Annotated in this window: 15 protein-coding genes; 10 read left to right on the forward strand and 5 right to left on the reverse strand. The window is 55.4% G+C overall.

What is annotated here, in order from left to right; all coding sequences use genetic code 11:
• The first annotated feature begins 22 nt into the window (after window positions 1–22).
• From BSR28_RS02880 to BSR28_RS02890, 3 genes are all read left to right on the forward strand, one after another.
• Window positions 23–1399: a hypothetical protein gene (locus BSR28_RS02880; RefSeq protein ID WP_073713304.1), complete on the forward strand. Its 1377-nt coding sequence runs from the start codon at window positions 23–25 to the stop codon at window positions 1397–1399.
• 77 nt (window positions 1400–1476) lie between these two features.
• The gene (locus BSR28_RS02885; protein ID WP_073713305.1) at window positions 1477–2373 is read left to right on the forward strand and encodes an NAD(P)H-binding protein; all 897 of its coding nucleotides are present in this window, start codon (window positions 1477–1479) and stop codon (window positions 2371–2373) included.
• A 63-nt stretch (window positions 2374–2436) separates the two neighbouring features.
• Complete coding sequence (locus tag BSR28_RS02890; RefSeq protein WP_233120596.1) at window positions 2437–3993, forward strand: family 20 glycosylhydrolase; 1557 nt, start codon at window positions 2437–2439, stop codon at window positions 3991–3993.
• 53 nt (window positions 3994–4046) lie between these two features.
• Here BSR28_RS02890 and BSR28_RS02895 read toward each other — a convergent pair whose 3' ends face one another.
• The 5 genes from BSR28_RS02895 to BSR28_RS02915 are packed head-to-tail and all read right to left on the reverse strand — an operon-like array spanning window position 4047 to window position 8312.
• Window positions 4047–4583: a DedA family protein gene (locus BSR28_RS02895; protein WP_233120597.1), complete on the reverse strand. Its 537-nt coding sequence runs from the start codon at window positions 4581–4583 to the stop codon at window positions 4047–4049.
• Window positions 4573–5472: a metal ABC transporter permease gene (locus tag BSR28_RS02900; RefSeq protein WP_073713307.1), complete on the reverse strand. Its 900-nt coding sequence runs from the start codon at window positions 5470–5472 to the stop codon at window positions 4573–4575. The genes BSR28_RS02895 and BSR28_RS02900 overlap by 11 nt, the downstream gene beginning before the upstream one ends.
• Window positions 5469–6254, reverse strand: a complete 786-nt coding sequence (locus BSR28_RS02905) for a metal ABC transporter ATP-binding protein (RefSeq protein ID WP_073713308.1) — start codon at window positions 6252–6254, stop codon at window positions 5469–5471. The genes BSR28_RS02900 and BSR28_RS02905 overlap by 4 nt, the downstream gene beginning before the upstream one ends.
• Window positions 6251–7324 carry a metal ABC transporter substrate-binding protein gene (locus BSR28_RS02910; RefSeq protein WP_083563047.1) on the reverse strand — a complete coding sequence of 358 codons (1074 nt, stop codon included), beginning with the start codon at window positions 7322–7324 and terminating at the stop codon, window positions 6251–6253. Before BSR28_RS02910 ends, BSR28_RS02905 begins: the two co-directional genes overlap by 4 nt.
• Window positions 7325–7373: 49 nt before the next feature.
• Complete coding sequence (locus BSR28_RS02915; protein WP_073708882.1) at window positions 7374–8312, reverse strand: DUF3097 domain-containing protein; 939 nt, start codon at window positions 8310–8312, stop codon at window positions 7374–7376.
• 206 nt (window positions 8313–8518) lie between these two features.
• On the opposite strand from BSR28_RS02915, the gene hrcA reads away from it, so the two are divergent.
• From hrcA to era, 7 genes are all read left to right on the forward strand, one after another.
• Window positions 8519–9556 (forward strand): heat-inducible transcriptional repressor HrcA, encoded by a 1038-nt coding sequence (gene hrcA / locus BSR28_RS02920; protein WP_073708883.1) that lies wholly within the window; start codon window positions 8519–8521, stop codon window positions 9554–9556.
• Window positions 9557–9625: 69 nt separating this feature from the next.
• A complete protein-coding gene (dnaJ, locus tag BSR28_RS02925) occupies window positions 9626–10723 on the forward strand; it encodes a molecular chaperone DnaJ (protein ID WP_073713309.1) in 1098 nt (365 codons plus the stop codon).
• Between the two features lie 26 nt (window positions 10724–10749).
• A complete protein-coding gene (locus tag BSR28_RS02930) occupies window positions 10750–11547 on the forward strand; it encodes a 16S rRNA (uracil(1498)-N(3))-methyltransferase (RefSeq protein WP_073713310.1) in 798 nt (265 codons plus the stop codon).
• Window positions 11548–11735: 188 nt separating this feature from the next.
• Window positions 11736–12797 (forward strand): PhoH family protein, encoded by a 1062-nt coding sequence (locus BSR28_RS02935; RefSeq protein ID WP_073708886.1) that lies wholly within the window; start codon window positions 11736–11738, stop codon window positions 12795–12797.
• Complete coding sequence (ybeY, locus tag BSR28_RS02940) at window positions 12794–13252, forward strand: rRNA maturation RNase YbeY (RefSeq protein ID WP_073708887.1); 459 nt, start codon at window positions 12794–12796, stop codon at window positions 13250–13252. Before BSR28_RS02935 ends, ybeY begins: the two co-directional genes overlap by 4 nt.
• A 6-nt stretch (window positions 13253–13258) precedes the next feature.
• On the forward strand, window positions 13259–14563 hold the full coding sequence (locus BSR28_RS02945) for a hemolysin family protein (protein ID WP_233120598.1): 1305 nt from the start codon (window positions 13259–13261) through the stop codon (window positions 14561–14563).
• 45 nt (window positions 14564–14608) lie between these two features.
• A complete protein-coding gene (era, locus tag BSR28_RS02950) occupies window positions 14609–15571 on the forward strand; it encodes a GTPase Era (RefSeq protein WP_073713311.1) in 963 nt (320 codons plus the stop codon).
• The last annotated feature ends 9 nt before the right edge of the window (window positions 15572–15580 follow it).

Genomic DNA, 15580 nt, shown 5'->3' on the forward strand with positions numbered 1-15580 from the left:
CATCTGCCGCTAAGATTTAGGTATGACTTACAAACCGCCAAAAAGCCTTCCCCGCTCCCGGGGGACAGTCTTGTTGGCGGTGGCTGCTGCACTTACGCTAGCCAGTGCCTGTTCCGCGCCCAGCTCTACCACTAAAACAGTTGAGCCCAAAGCCCCGGCCAATGAACAAAAAACGGTTGAGCCACAGTTAGCGCGTGAAACCCCAGAACCGACACTAGAGAGTCCCACCAAAGTTCCTGAACCGAAGCTAGCTGATTGGGATTACTTCCGCGATATCACCAATCTTGGTGGGGCCGGTAATCTACCCGCAGCCGCCGTAATCACCCAGCAGCAGGAAGTGAAACTTGCGGCTCCCAAATGGCAGTTAAAGGGCACTGGTGCCGTCCCCTTCCTGCCTCTAGAGGATGACACGGTCTTTGGCCGTGCGAGCTCCAATCCGGCCTATTGGGACAGTTTTGTTCCGGCCCTTTTCCATCCCGATTCCGTAGCGGTCATCGAAAAAGCTAACCCGGCAGACTATTACCTGCCCGTCGGTGGAAGCCGCTATCAACAAGTGGTGGTCTGGGCCGAAAAGCGCCTCACCCATGAAGATCTAGATCCTAAAAAATCTAAGCAGATACTAGCTAATCACAAAGGCGCACTAATGCCTTGGCGGTTACGTGCCTACGACTTGAATACTAGGCAGGTAACGGAGCTAGGTAGCTACCAAGACCTCAATAAGCAACTCACACCGCATGTGCAAGAACCGCTCGCACAGCCAGTTAGCGACGGAAAAACTGTTTACTACTGCACGGAAAGTCCCAAGGAAGCGGGACATGCGGTCATCGTCTCCCAATCATTAGAGCCTGGCTCGGCACTTACTGAATACAGTGAAGGATGCTTCCCCGCTTTCGACGGTAAGCGGCTACTAGCCCTGCGCACAGAAGGCCAAGGGGAGCGGGTGGTCGACACGGCAAACGGACAAACAATCTGGGAGCTTAAGCATCCTAACTGGCATATGAACGGACTCTGGGCAGATCCAGAAGTAATTGTTATTTCAGTTAGTTGGCGACCGGCCGTGAAGGCCGAAGATAACGTGCCTTTTGCGGCGCCCTCGTACCTATTGCTGATTGAACCGCGAGGGACGAAGTACGCTTGGGTCCCGGCCTGGAGCAGCCGCCCCATGGTGAATATTTCCGGTCCCTTGGTAGCTTTTGGAGGTGCGAACAGCGCCAAGGCGAGCGTGCCTGCATGGACCCGTATTGACGCGACCGCAGTTAATATCCTGCCTGGACTGAACGGTGACTGGATGCCCCTATTGGGGGACCGGGGACGTAGTCTTTTAGTCCCGAAGATGGACGGTAATCAGGTTAATTGGGACGTTTTTGAGGTTCCTTCACCTAAATCTCCAGCAAAATAGGACCAAAAACCGCTACGAAAATAAAAAATGTGAGATAAACTACCGTCAGGCTGTTTCTATTAGCAAGGAGGCTAATAATGAGAATTGCACTAGGCGGCGTGACCTCATCAATGGGCACCGAGATCCTTGCGGGTCTAAGCGAACTATCGCAACCACACGGAGGTGCAGAGCAGCTACATTTACGACTGCTAACCAGACACCCCGAAGCGCTCCCAGCACTTGCTGAAGGCTATGAAGTGGCCAGCGGAAACTACTCTGATTCGGCAGCCATGGAACAGTCTCTACGTGACTGCGACGTTTTCCTACTAGCCCCAGCAGTTCGCGATCCACAGCGAGTAGAGCTACACCGAAATGCGATCAGAGCAGCCCGAGAAGCAGGCGTCCAACACATTGTGTACCTATCCTTCCTGGGAGCCAAAGAAGATACCCTCTTGGGCTACGGTAAGGACCATCTGGCCACCGAAGAAGAACTGCGACACAGTGGCATGGACTTTACTATCATCCGTGCGGCCTTCCTGATGGATTACCTAGTGCAGTTAAGGGACGAACGCGGCATCATCTGCGGTCCGAAAGGAACGGGGACCTGCCCCTTTATTGCCCAACGAGACGTCTCAGATACCGTGGTAGGGGTCTTGATTGATATTGCCGCCGGTGGCGGAGGCGGCCACAGTGGCAAGACATATACCTTGACTGGCCCCGAAGACCTAACAGTTGCAGACGCCGTTTCGGCACTGAACCGGGGGATTGGTGAGGCACGGTATAGCTACCGTGGCCTGACCCGAGAAGAAGCAATGCAGTTATTGCAAAAACAGCGTCCCAATACTCACCGGGAGCTAATCGAACAGGCGACAGAGACCTTTGCCGCTGTCGAAGCTGGTGAACTATCGGTTACTTCCAAAGACCTGCGTAAGCTTCTAGGATATGACGGCCTAACTGTGGAACAGTGGGCAAAGTTTGTACTTCAGTCTAACTGAATAGCTGGTGGTTTTTGATACTGCTCGGGCCGAAACTCAAGAGAGAGAATGATGCTTTATTGTTTGAACGAACGCGATCTAGTTCAGCGGGCTTGCCAGCATAAAGGACTGATTCCTAAACCCCAATCACAAGTGATCAGGGGTGGTGAAAGTGAGTTCTATGCATTTTGGCCCGAGGGTGTTGGAGCGCAGGAATTCGTTCAAGGAATGACGCTTTTGGGGGACCAAACTTTGGTGCGTGCTGATGGCACCCGGGTTGAGCTGCAAGAAACCTCGCTGCTTTCTTCGGAAGGTTACCGCCTAGAGATCGAACCTCAGGGCATTCGGGTTCAGATTGGTGGGAAATCTGGCGCTTTCTATGCCGGTGTCACGCTTGCGCAGCTTTTGCAACAAGGCGGCCGACATGTTGCTTCCCAGGTAATCACCGATGAACCTAGTTTCGAATATCGCGGATTTATGCTGGATGTAGCGCGCAGTTTTGTCCCGCTTGCCGAAATTCTTGCGCTGGTCGACACCCTCGCCGTTCATAAACTGAATCGTTTGCACCTTCATTTGGTCGATGACCAAGCTTGGCGTTTTGAAATGACCAATGAGGGTAAAGCCTGTCAAGACCCGATTGATTACACTATGCTTCACCGTCGAGGTGGCCTTGGGGCCTGCGCGAGTGGAGACAATCCCGGTTTTGATGATCCACAGTTGGCAGCCAGTGAAGTAGTAGGGGATAACCTAAAGTTTGCTGGTATTCCTTCCGGACGAACCGGCTACTACACCCAGGCGGAACTTCGCTACTTGGTTGATTACGCGGCTCGTCGACAGATTCAAGTAATTCCTGAATTTGAGTTTCCGGGGCATAACCATGTGGTCCTGCATGCCTTGCCAGAACTGGTAGGAAAAGGAAGCTCCGCCGCGGGGACCCCGGGGCGTCCTGAAGTTTGGGACTCATGGCAGGTAGGACATTCCTATCTAGATTTTGACCTGCCTGAAACTTGGCGCTTTATTGAGCATCTTTTAAGTCAGGCCGCAAATGTATTCGGACGGTCGCGTATCCATCTGGGTGGTGATGAAGCACATGAGCTGCTTAAGAACTATGGCCCGCAAAAGTATCAGCAAATTCTGCAACGAGTAGTGGCCAGTGCACGAGTTCATGGCTTCGAACAGGTGACCCTCTGGCAGGAGGCCGCTGGCATCTACCTGCAAGAAAATGATTACTTACAGTTCTGGACAGATCAGCCCAGCGCGGGTGGACGTGATGCGATCAAGCGGGCAGCTAATCAGGGCAGTTTTAAGATCATTAACTCTGACGCGCACTATGTTTATCTGGATCAGAAGCTTAAGCGCGATGAGCTCTTGGGGCTTAACTGGGCTTGTCCAGACGGTTTGCCGGTCGAGCAGTGTTACCGCTTTGACCCGTTAGCAACTTTTGGGCCTGAACTAGCCGAACGAGTGATCGGTTTTGAAGCCCCGCTTTGGTCCGAAACGGTTAGATCCATTCGGGATATCTTCCACCTAGTATTTCCTAGACTTACGGCCCTAGCTGAAGTTGGCTGGAGTAATCCGAAGGATCGCGACTGGCAGGAATTTAAGGCCCGCTTGGGCACAGATGCTGGAATCTGGAGCTAGGTACTCACTAGCGTTGACCAGCTAGCTCAGTCACCTAGCGTTCTAGAGGCGTTTTAGAGTTGAGGGTCAACAGCAAAAGCCTTGCGACGGCGACGCTGGAGCATGACGTAAAGCGCGATTAAAACGATTAGCCCAATCAGGGCTAGGAGCGCCCACAGGGAACCGGCGATAGTGCCTAGCAGGGAGATCCAGAGCGCCAAGAAGCCTAGACCGTAGAGAGTTCCCCAAGCTAAGCAACCGGGCAGCATGGCGATAGTGTACTTTCCCCAGTTCATGCGTAGTAGACCCGCCCCGGCATTAACTGCGGTTTGGACTCCCACGGTGAGGAAACAGAGAGGAATGATGATAAGTCCCCATTTTTCTAAGGCTTGAGCGCCCTTTTGCGGGGTGGGGCCATTAAACCATCGGGACATAGCCACAAAGAAGCGATTGTGGGTAAAGGCCTGTAGAAGGGGATTTTTAAAATCGTGTTCTGCTGATCCGGTGATTAGTCGACCTAACCAATAAGTTCCTTGGGCGCGGAAGAAAACAATGACGGTTAGAGCTAGGATCATCCAGCCGGTTGGTAGGGCTTGGAGTCTATCGAGCACGGTTCTCCTTTAGTCGGTTTCGTTTTTTCACGGCTAAAAGTAGGGCTTGTCCAAGGGCGCTGAGACCATAGATGGCAATAGCCAGAACCACAATGGTAGCGCCTGGAGAGAGATTGTAAAAGTAGGTGATGGTCAGACCGGTCAAACAGATAGCTGCTCCTAGGAACATTGCTAGGTGCATGGTTTGCTTAAAGGAGTTCACATAGATCTGTGCGATTGCGACCGGCACGATCATCAGGGCTGAAACCAGCAATGCTCCCACGACCCGCATGGACACGGAAACAGTGAGTGCCGAGGCTGCGGCGATCAGAATACTGAGCAGGTTAACTGGCAATCCGCTGGCGGTGGCAAAATCTGCGTCGTTACAGGCCGAGAATAGGGCTGGACGAAGACCAATTCCCACCAGTAAAACCAGGGCGGTGAGCGCCCCGGAGATCCACAGGTCATTCCACGTTACGGTGGCAATCGAACCGAAAAGATAAGAGTTCAGCTGCGCGCTGGTGCCGCCCGCAAGGGAGATGAGGAGGACGCCGCCGGCAATTCCGCCATAGAACAACATCGCGAGCGCTACGTCACCAGAAGTCTTTCCCCGTGAACGAATTACTTCGATAAGAACTGCACCTGCTATTGATACCACTACTGCGAAGGGGAAGGCTAGGGTGTCTTTGGGGTTTAGCTGTAGGGCTGAGCCGACGAACCAGCCAAGGGCCACGCCGGTTAGGGCGACGTGCCCAATACCGTCACCGAGCATCGCGAGCTTACGATGTACTAGGTAGGTGCCCATTACCGGGGCGCTAATACCAATGAGTAGGGCCGCTAGGAGGGAGCGCTGCATTAGCGGGGAAGAGACCATAATGGCCAACTGGGACCAGAGGCTAGCGTCGCTCATAGGTGTCCTCCCGGTAGATGTGAAGCTTCAGTTTCCCCGCATAGAGCGTGAGCGTGCGCGGTGATTTGCTGCTTACGATCGGCGAAGTCAGCTAGGGGTCCGGACTCGACTACTTGACCGGCTTCTAGGATTAGGAGCTGATCGATGATTGATTCTAGGCAGCCTAAGTCGTGCAGGACTAGGATGATGCCGGTTCCGGCGGCTTTTTGCTTCTCTAGAATTTGCGCCAGCTGGTGTGCAGAGGCGGAATCGATCCCGGCTAGGGGCTCATCCATGACTAAAAGTTTTGGCTCGCGGACTAGCGCCCGAGCGATCAGCACACGTTGATGTTGCCCACCTGAAAGTTTCGTGACGGGGCGGTGATAGTGCTCTGCCATGCCTACTTGCTCGAGCGCGGCGAGGGCGCGTGTGCGGCGACCTCGCTGGCCCCATAGGCCCGGTCCGGCCAGTCCGGATTCGACTACCTCGAGGGCGGTGGCACTAATGCCCGCGCCTTGGGTTAAGCGTTGCGGTACGTAACCTACCTGCTTAGCAGTCCGAGGACGCCACTTTTGGTCTCCGAAATAGGTCACCTGACCGTGGTCCTTAGCGAGGATCCCCAGTAGTACCTTCAGTAGGGTTGATTTTCCGCAGCCGTTTGGCCCCAGGATCGCAAGGACTTCAGATTCGTGTAAATCAAAACTGATGTCTTTAAGGATTTGGGTGGTTTCGTAGCTGGCAGAAACACTGCGCGCCGAGACCAGAGGGGCTCGGCGCGCAGAATCGGAAGATTTTTGAATCACTGGCACTCTAGCGCTTTAGAAAGTTGGTCGATGTCTTTGGTAAACATCGTAGCGTAGTTTTCTTTTTCTTCGCTTTGAGTTTCAATGGGGGAGAGGACCTCCGTCTTGATGCCTAGATCCTTCGATAGGGTTTCAGCTACCTTCGGAGATACCAGTTCTTCGGTGAAGATGGTGTTTAGGCCGCGTTCTTTCACCAGTTTGGAGATCTCGGCTAGGCGGGCCGGGCTGGGAGCAGCTTCGGGATCTAGGCCAGAGAGACCTTCCTGTTCTAGATTTGTGAGCTTAGCCAAGTAGCCAAAAGCTTCGTGGGTGGTGACGAAGGTGCGGTGCTTGCAGTTTTTGGTTTTGTCGATGGCTAGGGTGGAAAGATCCTTCATCTGCGCTTCTAGCTTCTGTAGGTTCTTCTGGTAGTAGTCTTGGTTCTGCGGATCGATCTTGACTAGTTCTTCGGTAATGCTCTTGGCGACCGAGGACATATTGTTCGGGTTTAGCCAGAAGTGCGGGTCGAAGCCCAAGTTATCGTGGTCGTGGTGGTGACCCTCGTGCTCGTGCTCTTCGGCAGTGCCCTCGTGCTCGTGGCCTTCGTGCTCGTGGCCTTCGGCAGTGCCTTCGTGGTCGTGGCCCTCGTGCTCGTGCTCTTCAGCGGTACCTTCATGATCATGACCTTCATGTTCATGTTCGTCATGATCGGCGTCGACTAGGTTGGCTGAAGGAGCAATATCTAGCAGGTGCTTGGGAGGATTCTGATCAGCTGCCTTGTCAACGGCGCTTTGGAAGCCCTTGAGGTAAACCAAAAGGTCAGCTTGCGGAAGGGTTGCTACCTGCTGAGGAGAAAGTTCAAGATCGTGGGGTTCAACGCCGGCGGGGGCTAGCGAGTTGATCTTGACCTTGTCGCCGCCAATCTCTTGGACCAGGTATTCAACCGGGTAGAGAGAAGTAAAAACGCTAACGGTCTTGGCGGAGTTGCCGCTGCCTTCAGCGGTGCCTTTGGCACCCTCGGAAGGGGTGTTGCTGGCGCAGGCGGTGAGGAAGAATAGGGATGCTACGACGGGAATAAGTTTTTTACGCATGCCAAAAACTATACGCTTAATGAAAATCATGCGCAACAAGCTTTAATGTCTAGTAGCTCATGGTGGGGAAGGTGACGAAATCAATTAACTCTTCAACCCGGCCTAAAAAGGCGGCTTCTAGGTCGCGATAATCGCGAACCGAACGCAGTATTCGAACCCAAGCAGAAGCCACATCGGAATAATCTTCATAGGGCCATCCCAGAGCTTGGAGCGTACCCACCTTGAAATCAGTCCCGCGGGGAACTTCCGGCCAGGCTCGCAAACCTAAGCGGGCGGGTTTAACCGCCTGCCAAACGTCAATGAAGGGATGGCCGGTGATTAGGACAGCTTCTTCGCCCCACTGCTGCATAATCTCTTGCGCAATGCGGGTTTCCTTTGAGCCGGGAACTAGGTGGTCTAAAAGAATGCCCGCCCGGGCTTCCTCGTGAGGTTGAAACTCAGCTAAAACCTCGGAGAGATTATCGGCACCATCTAGTAAACAAACAACAATGCCTTCGGCCCTCAGGTCATCACCCCAAACGTGCTCGACCAGTTCGGCGTCATGTTTACCTTCAACCCAGATTCGGGACGGTTTAGCTACCTTAGCGCGCTGCTGTGGGAGGGCCCGCGAACCCGAATTGGTACGGTTCGGTCCCAAGCTAGTCGCGCTCAAAGGATCGCTACCAGGGGTAGAAGCCTGGGAGCTACGTTGCGGGTGTTGGCGGTTAACTGGCCTAGCAGGAGCTGGAGTGAGAATGACCGGTTCGCCCTCGTAAAGAAAACCGGGCCCCAGTTCGAACGTGCGGGTCCGACCGTGGCGATCTTCAAGGACCACCACCTGTAGGCCGCCTGATTTTTCCGTACGGATAACGGCTCCACACCAACCGGTTTCAATTTCCTCTACCACCAATCCAGGTTTCGCCGGCAGAGGCTTGGAGTGGCCATAGCGTGCGAACTCCCCGTGTTCGTGGGGGTTGGAAGATAAAATATCGTGTCCGTAGCGATCCATGGTTCCCTATTTTAGGGTAGGTATTTGTGGTTTTCGGGGATTGCTGTTCGCGTAGGGTGAGAGGTGTCGGAAAAAGCGGTTTAGATTTAGCAGTCGACGCTAGAGAGTGCTATTTTGGGGTACTAGGAATAAGTAGGTCTAAAAGCGCTGCCACTTTCTCTGACCAAGCGAAAGCCCCAGGCAGTCTGGAAGCAAACCGAGGAAAGATGCACGAAGTCGCCCCCAGTGGAATCAACCACCCGCGTCGGCGGGCGGTACTGTGTGCCCTGGTCCAAGACTATATTCGGACCCGCGAACCAGTTTCCTCCAAAGCCCTAGTCTCTGGGTACCAACTCAACGTCTCTTCCGCCACGGTACGAAACGACCTCGCCGCCCTAGAAGATGCTGGCTACATCTACCAACCGCATACCTCCGGTGGGCGAGTCCCCACCGAACGCGGTTACCGCGAATTCGTCAATCAGATCAGTCAAGTCCGCTACCTATCTGGAGCCCAGCGACGAGCCATCCAAACCTTCCTCACTGAACCCCTAGGGGTTGAGGAAGTCCTACAGCGAACCGCGCAACTGCTGGCTCGACTCACACACCACGCGGCCGTAGTTCAATACCCATCCATTACCCGGCAGGCACTTCGGCATATCGAAATCGTCCAGTTGAGTCCCACGCGCCTACTGCTGGTCATTATTTCCGAGGCAGGCGACGTCACCCAGCGCACCCTCGACCTACCCGCGCCCATCGCGGCCGAGGACGTGCAAAACCTACGGGTAGCACTAAACGCCAGTCTCTCTGGACTAGAACCCTCACACTTTGCCGAACAGGCCTCCGACCTAGGTCGGGACCTTTCCGCAGCGGCTCGCCCCGCAGCAGACAGCATTATCACCGAACTCAGCACCACCCTTGAACCGGTGTACCAAGAAAAGCTCCTAGTAGCCGGAATCTCAAACCTTGCGCGCGCAGGAAATGAACTATCTTCCGGACTGAGCGAAATCATCGAAGCCCTAGAGGAACACGCCGCCCTACTGCGCCTCTTCAAGGAATCAGCAGCGCCGGGACACGTGCACGTCTCCATCGGTTCAGAAAATCACGACCAGGCCCTAGCGGAAGTATCCGTAGTCGCCTCCGCCTACGGCAGTGGTCAATCCGGACCACACCTAGGGGTTATCGGGCCCAAGCGCATGGACTACCCGGCTGCCATGTCGGCCGTCCGGACCGTGGCCTCCTATCTGACCAAGAGCCTCGAAATCTAAAACGCTAGTTAGTAGCGCCCAAAGCAAACTAAAATCAAGAAACCATTAATACAGTAGGAAAGAAAGAACGTGGCTGATTATTACGAAATCCTAGGCGTAGAACGCGATGCCAGTGCAGAAGAAATCAAACGCGCCTATCGGAAGCTCGCCCGCAAACTGCACCCGGATGTAGCCGGGCCCGACGCAGAAGACCGCTTCAAGGAAGTCACGGTCGCCTACGAGATCCTTTCCGACCCCCAAAAACGCCAGCAGTACGACCTCGGCGGTGAAGGCGGCGACTTCTTCGGTGGCATGGGCTTCGACGCCGCCGACCTCTTCTCCACCTTCTTCGGTGGGGCAGCAGCCCAGCGTGGTCCCGTGCCGCGTGGCCGCCGCGGCCAAGACTCCCTAGCCACCCTAGATGTCACCCTTGAGGAAGTCACCTTCGGAGCAGAAAAAGAAGTCAAAATCAATACGGCCATCAAGTGCTCCAAGTGTGAAGGAAGCTGCTGCGAACCCGGCACCTCACTGCGCACCTGTGGCACCTGTGGCGGTTCCGGCTCACAGATGCGTCAGGCCCGCACCCTACTGGGAATGGTGCAAACCTCCGTTCCCTGTTCCACCTGTGCGGGACACGGCACCATCATTGAAACCCCCTGTGGCGAGTGCGCCGGTGAAGGCCGCGTCCGCTCTAGCCGCACCCTCAAGGTGGACGTCCCCGCAGGCGTTGAACACGGCACCCGACTACGCCTCTCCGGACAGGGTGAAGCCGGCCCCGGCGGAGGCCCCAACGGTGACCTCTACATCGAATTCCACGAACTACGTCACCCGACCCTACGTCGCCGCGGCGACGACGTGCACACCCAAATCACCGTGCCGATGACCGCCGCCGCCCTAGGAACGGTAGTGGAAATCGAAACCCTAGACGGCATGAAGGAAGTAAACATCAACGCCGGCACCCAACCCGGCGCTAGTATCCGCCTATCCGGCCTAGGCGTCACCCACCTGAACCGTCGAGGCCGCGGCGACCTACACGTCCTCGTTGACGTTGCCGTCCCCACCGGCCTAAACGAAGAACAGCGTGAACTACTAGAAAAACTAGCGGAAGTTCGCGGTGAAGAACGAAAAGCCCCGGCTGACCACCCCGGGATCTTCAGTAAGCTCCGCGACAAACTAGCGGGAAACTAAGACACCTAGCGGGAAACTAAGACGCCATGACCAGTCCCGTCTTCTACCTCGAAAATCCAGCCCAAGTCGCACCCGGAAGCACCCTAGTGCTAACCGGGGCGGAAGCTAAGCATGCCCATGTTATGCGAATCCAAGCTGGAGACCAGATCGACCTAGTCGACGGTAAGGGCCTACGCCACCAAGTGACGGTCAGCGGCTGGCACGGTAATGACCTGCAAGCCACCGTGGATAATGTAGAGACCGAAACGCCCTCAGTTCGCTTCGTGCTGGTTCAGGGGCTAGCCAAGGGCGGACGTGATGAGCAGGCTTTAGAAACGGCTACCGAAGTGGGCGTTCACCGGGTCATTCCCTGGGAATCCCAACGCAGCATCGTTAAAGCTGTAGCCCAAAAAGCCCAAAAACTACAACAAAAATGGACCGAGGTAACCAAGGCTGCGATGAAACAATCGCGACGTTCCTACTGGCCTGAAGTGGACCTACCCGTCAACTCAAAACAGCTGATCAAACAGGTTCAGGAAGCAACCGCCGCAGGCGCCACCGTCTACGTACTGCACGAAAGTGCCACGGAAACCCTTACCGCAAAACTGCGCCCAGCCGCCTCGGAACCTAAACCGGTCTCAACTGAAGCGGCCCCCACCGGCCCCACAGAATCAGAAATCTGGTTCCTAGTGGGCCCCGAAGGCGGCATCACGGATGATGAACTCGATGCCCTCACGCAAGCCGGAGCCCAAACTGTCAGGCTGGGACCGACTGTTTTGCGGGCGGCCACGGCCGGCACGGTAGCGCTCACCCTCATTCAAGGATTCGCTGGGCACTGGGACTAATCGGCGCAGTGTTTACAAGGTGCTGCGGGCTTAAAGTGCCGAGGCAAAACGGCCCGGGGACTAAAAGCAAGCCCAAGACTAATCGCAATCGGGGAACAAAAAGCGGCAAAACCCTCGCACATAAACCGGGCATAAGCCTGCTGCGCACCCTAAAATAGAGTCAAAACCGGTGAAAGAAAAGATCGTTAATGACACAAACGCCACAGAGTAAACCGCAAGCTCAACTCCACCCTACGGAAACCTGGCACCACAGCTCAACTATCACTATTCCTGAGGGGCTAGACCCGGTCCTGATCTACGGGTTAAACGATCAAATCCTGAAGATTATTGAGGGTGGTTTCCCGCAGGTTAAGTTTGTGACCCGCGGACCGGAAATCCGCCTCTCGGGGCCCTCGGCGCAGATCGAGGTGATCGAAGAGCTATTCCAAGAACTCTTTACCGTGGCCCGTAGTGGCACCCCGCTGGGAGCCGCTGCTGTCTCACACGCGGTCTCTTTGCTGACCGCCGCCGCCCAAGCTAACGCCTCAGAAGCGCTGAGCGACGATGTGCTCTCTATCCGCGGCAAGCGCATTCGCCCCAAGTCCAACGGACAGGCCCGCTATGTCGAGGCGATTGACGAACATACCGTAGTCTTCGGGATCGGCCCCGCCGGTACCGGTAAAACCTACCTAGCGATGGCCAAAGCCGTACGCGCCCTCTTAGGTGGTCAGGTGCGCCGGATCGTCCTGACCCGACCTGCCGTCGAGGCGGGGGAGTCCCTAGGCTTCCTACCGGGTTCTCTAACCGAAAAGATCGACCCTTACCTCCGCCCCCTCTACGACGCCCTCCACGACATGCTGGACGAGGAAGCACTACCAAAACTCATGGCCGCCGGCACTATCGAGGTCGCCCCCTTGGCCTACATGCGTGGTCGAACCCTTAACGACAGTTTCATCATTTTGGATGAAGCCCAGAACACCACCCCGCAGCAGATGAAAATGTTCCTGACCCGCCTGGGATTCAACTCCAAGGTTGTGGTCACCGGTGACACCTCTCAGGTGGACTTGCCCAAAGGGGTTCGTTCCGGTCTGCAGGTCGTTCAGGAAGTCCTAGAAGGTGTTGACGGCATTGAGTTCGTCCGCCTAGGCAGTGGTGACGTGGTCCGGCACGAACTAGTCTCACAGATTATCGATGCCTATGATCGTTGGGATCAGGCAGAAGCCCAGCACCACCAACGTGGTGGCCACAAGGAAGGTAAAGGCAAACGATGAGCATTGAAGTCCTAAACGAAAGCTCGGTAGAAGTAGAACTCGAAGAGTTCGTCGACTGCGCGGAATATGTTTTCAAACGCATGCACCTCTCAGATGCGGTGGAACTAGCAGTCTCATTCGTAGACCCCGAACCCATGGAAAAACTGCACCTGCAGTGGCTGGACCTACCCGGCCCCACCGACGTGATGAGCTTCCCCATGGATGAGCTGCGTCCCGGCACCCAGACCAGCCCGGTCGCCGAAGGCACCCTGGGTGATATCGTAATCTGCCCCCAGGTGGCCGCAGAACAGGCCCTAGCTGCCGGTCACGCCCAGATTGAAGAAATGCTGCTGCTAGAGGTACATGGCATTTTGCACCTGCTGGGTTACGATCATGCCGAACCCGAAGATGAAAAGGTCATGTTTGGCCTCCAGCGCCGCCTCCTCTTGGAATACCTAGCCAGCCGGGAGTCCTGATCAGTTTTGTTCAGCGTTACTGACCGGGCTGCTGATATTCCCGGAATCCTCCTTACGATTTTCGCCCTCGTCTTCTATCTATTCGCAGGTGCGCTAAACGCGGTCGAAACCGCCCTAGAACGGCTCTCGCGCGCCAGCGCCGAAGATCTAGTTGATGCCGGGCGAAAGGGCGCGGAAGTTGTTGTCGAACAGGTTACTGACCGCGACCGGACCGACCGTTCGGTACGCTCTGTCCGTCTTGTCCTGCAGACGCTTTCCACGATCTTCCTGACCCTGGTGTACATCCAGACCACTTGGTCTTGGTGGTTAGTGACCCTAGCTGCGCTGGTTACCAACTGGGCCTTGCTGATGATCATGGTTTCTGCGATCCCGCGGCAGTTCTCCATGCGACGCCCCGGTGGGGTTATGCTGAGCATGCGTCACCTAACGGAAACCTGCCGGACCATCATGGGCTACTTCGATCCTGCCGCGACCGCCCTAGCCCGCCTGCGCCCGGCCTCTGGTCAGACCGAAGCCGAAGCGCGTCATGAAATGGCTGATGACCTACGGGAAATGGTCGATCAAGTCGGTGAAGCTGAGCTATTTGAAGACGAGGACCGGCAGATGCTGCGTTCCGTTTTCGAACTAGGGCAGACGCTAGTTCGTGAAGTCATGGTTCCGCGAACCGACATGATTACCGTTAATGAAGAAAAATCCCTGAATGCGGCCGAGCATCTGTTTGTTCGTTCGGGCTTTTCTAGGATCCCGGTCAGTGGCGAAGACTCTGACGATATTAAGGGCGTGCTCTACTTTAAAGACTGCACCCGCCGAATGCTTTCGGATCCTGAAAGTAGGACCCTGCCGGTTACGTCGGTCATGCGTGAAGCGCACTTTATTCCCGAAACGCTCTATGCGGACGACCTACTTAGGGCCATGCAGCGGGAATCCTTCCACCTGGCCCTAGTGGTTGATGAGTGGGGCGGTATTGCCGGCTTGGTTACCCTAGAAGATCTACTTGAAGAGGTTGTGGGCGAGCTGCGCGACGAACACGACAATAAAGAATTCGAGCCTCGTGAGCTTCCTGACGGCGGATGGGAAGTACCTTCTCGTTTGCCGGTAGACGAACTAGGGGAGCTTTTCGGCATGGAACTAGACGACGAGGATGTAGACTCGGTGGGCGGTTTAGTGGCGAAGACCTTAAATAAGGTGCCGCTGCCTGGGGCCCGCGTTGAAATTGCAGGCCTAGAGTTGATAGCCGGGCAGGCCGTTGGGCGCCGGAAACAGGTGGCAACCTACCAGGTTCGCGCCACCGAAACTGAAACAACCGTGTAGGCTGGATTTAACTTGGCTAATAGAGAGATACAGGAGCCCAAGCAGATGAGCGAAACCACCGAAGACTTCAGCGGACTAATTACGGACTACGACCCGAACTTCCGCGCTGGTTTTGCTGCCCTAGTGGGCCGTCCTAATGCCGGTAAATCGACTCTTACTAACGCTTTAGTGGGAACCAAGATTGCGATTATGTCTGATCGCCCAGAAACCACCCGCCACACGATTCGCGGTATCGTGCACCGCCCCGAGGGGCAGATCATTCTGCTGGATACTCCCGGATATCACCGTCCCCGGACACTTTTGGGTAAGCGCCTAAATGAAATGGTTCGCGAAAGCCTCTCAGAGGTTGACGTGGTCCTGTTCTGCCTACCTTCAGATCAACGTATTGGTCCCGGTGACCGTTTCATCTGCGCACAGTTGATGGAAACTAAGCGTCCCGTCATCGCTGTGGCCACCAAGTCCGATAAGGTCTCACGCGAACGCCTAGCTGAACACCTTATGCAGATCAACCAGCTGGGGGACTTCAAAGCCATCATCCCCACCTCGGGCCTAAAGGGCACGCAGGTTGAAGAACTAATCAACCTAGTACTAGCTGAACTGCCGCTTTCCCCGCCGCTCTACCCAGAGGGTGACATCACTGATGAACCCGAAATGGTACTGATCGCAGAGCTAATCCGCGAGGCCGCTCTTGAAGGTGTCCGTGATGAACTCCCGCACTCACTAGCTGTGCAAGTGGAAGAAATCATTGAACGCGAACCTCATAATGAGGCGCAGCGTAACGGTACGGAACCGACGATGGTCGATATTCACGTCAATCTCTTCGTGGAACGAGATAGCCAAAAAGGCATCATCATCGGTAAGGGCGGTAAGCGCCTGCGCGAAGTAGGGTCAAAAGCCCGCAAGCAGATCACGGCCCTGCTAGGGCGTCGCGTCTTCCTTGACCTGCACGTGCGAACCGCTAAGGATTGGCAGTCAGACCCGAAGATGCTAGGCCGCCTCGGTTTCTAAGGAATCAGC

It is taken from the genome of Boudabousia liubingyangii (genome assembly GCF_001907245.1).
Lineage (GTDB): Bacteria > Actinomycetota > Actinomycetes > Actinomycetales > Actinomycetaceae > Boudabousia > Boudabousia liubingyangii.

Bases quoted from the DNA above. Each gene is read 5' to 3' on its own strand.
- ybeY (WP_073708887.1), top strand. From the start codon at position 12,794: ATGAGCATTGAAGTCCTAAACGAAAGCTCGGTAGAAGTAGAACTCGAA.
- BSR28_RS02910 (WP_083563047.1), bottom strand. From the start codon at position 7,324: ATGCGTAAAAAACTTATTCCCGTCGTAGCATCCCTATTCTTCCTCACC.
- BSR28_RS02930 (WP_073713310.1), top strand. From the start codon at position 10,750: ATGACCAGTCCCGTCTTCTACCTCGAAAATCCAGCCCAAGTCGCACCC.
- BSR28_RS02915 (WP_073708882.1), bottom strand. From the start codon at position 8,312: ATGGATCGCTACGGACACGATATTTTATCTTCCAACCCCCACGAACAC.
- BSR28_RS02935 (WP_073708886.1), top strand. From the start codon at position 11,736: ATGACACAAACGCCACAGAGTAAACCGCAAGCTCAACTCCACCCTACG.
- BSR28_RS02900 (WP_073713307.1), bottom strand. From the start codon at position 5,472: ATGAGCGACGCTAGCCTCTGGTCCCAGTTGGCCATTATGGTCTCTTCC.
- hrcA (WP_073708883.1), top strand. From the start codon at position 8,519: ATGCACGAAGTCGCCCCCAGTGGAATCAACCACCCGCGTCGGCGGGCG.
- era (WP_073713311.1), top strand. From the start codon at position 14,609: ATGAGCGAAACCACCGAAGACTTCAGCGGACTAATTACGGACTACGAC.
- BSR28_RS02885 (WP_073713305.1), top strand. From the start codon at position 1,477: ATGAGAATTGCACTAGGCGGCGTGACCTCATCAATGGGCACCGAGATC.
- BSR28_RS02880 (WP_073713304.1), top strand. From the start codon at position 23: ATGACTTACAAACCGCCAAAAAGCCTTCCCCGCTCCCGGGGGACAGTC.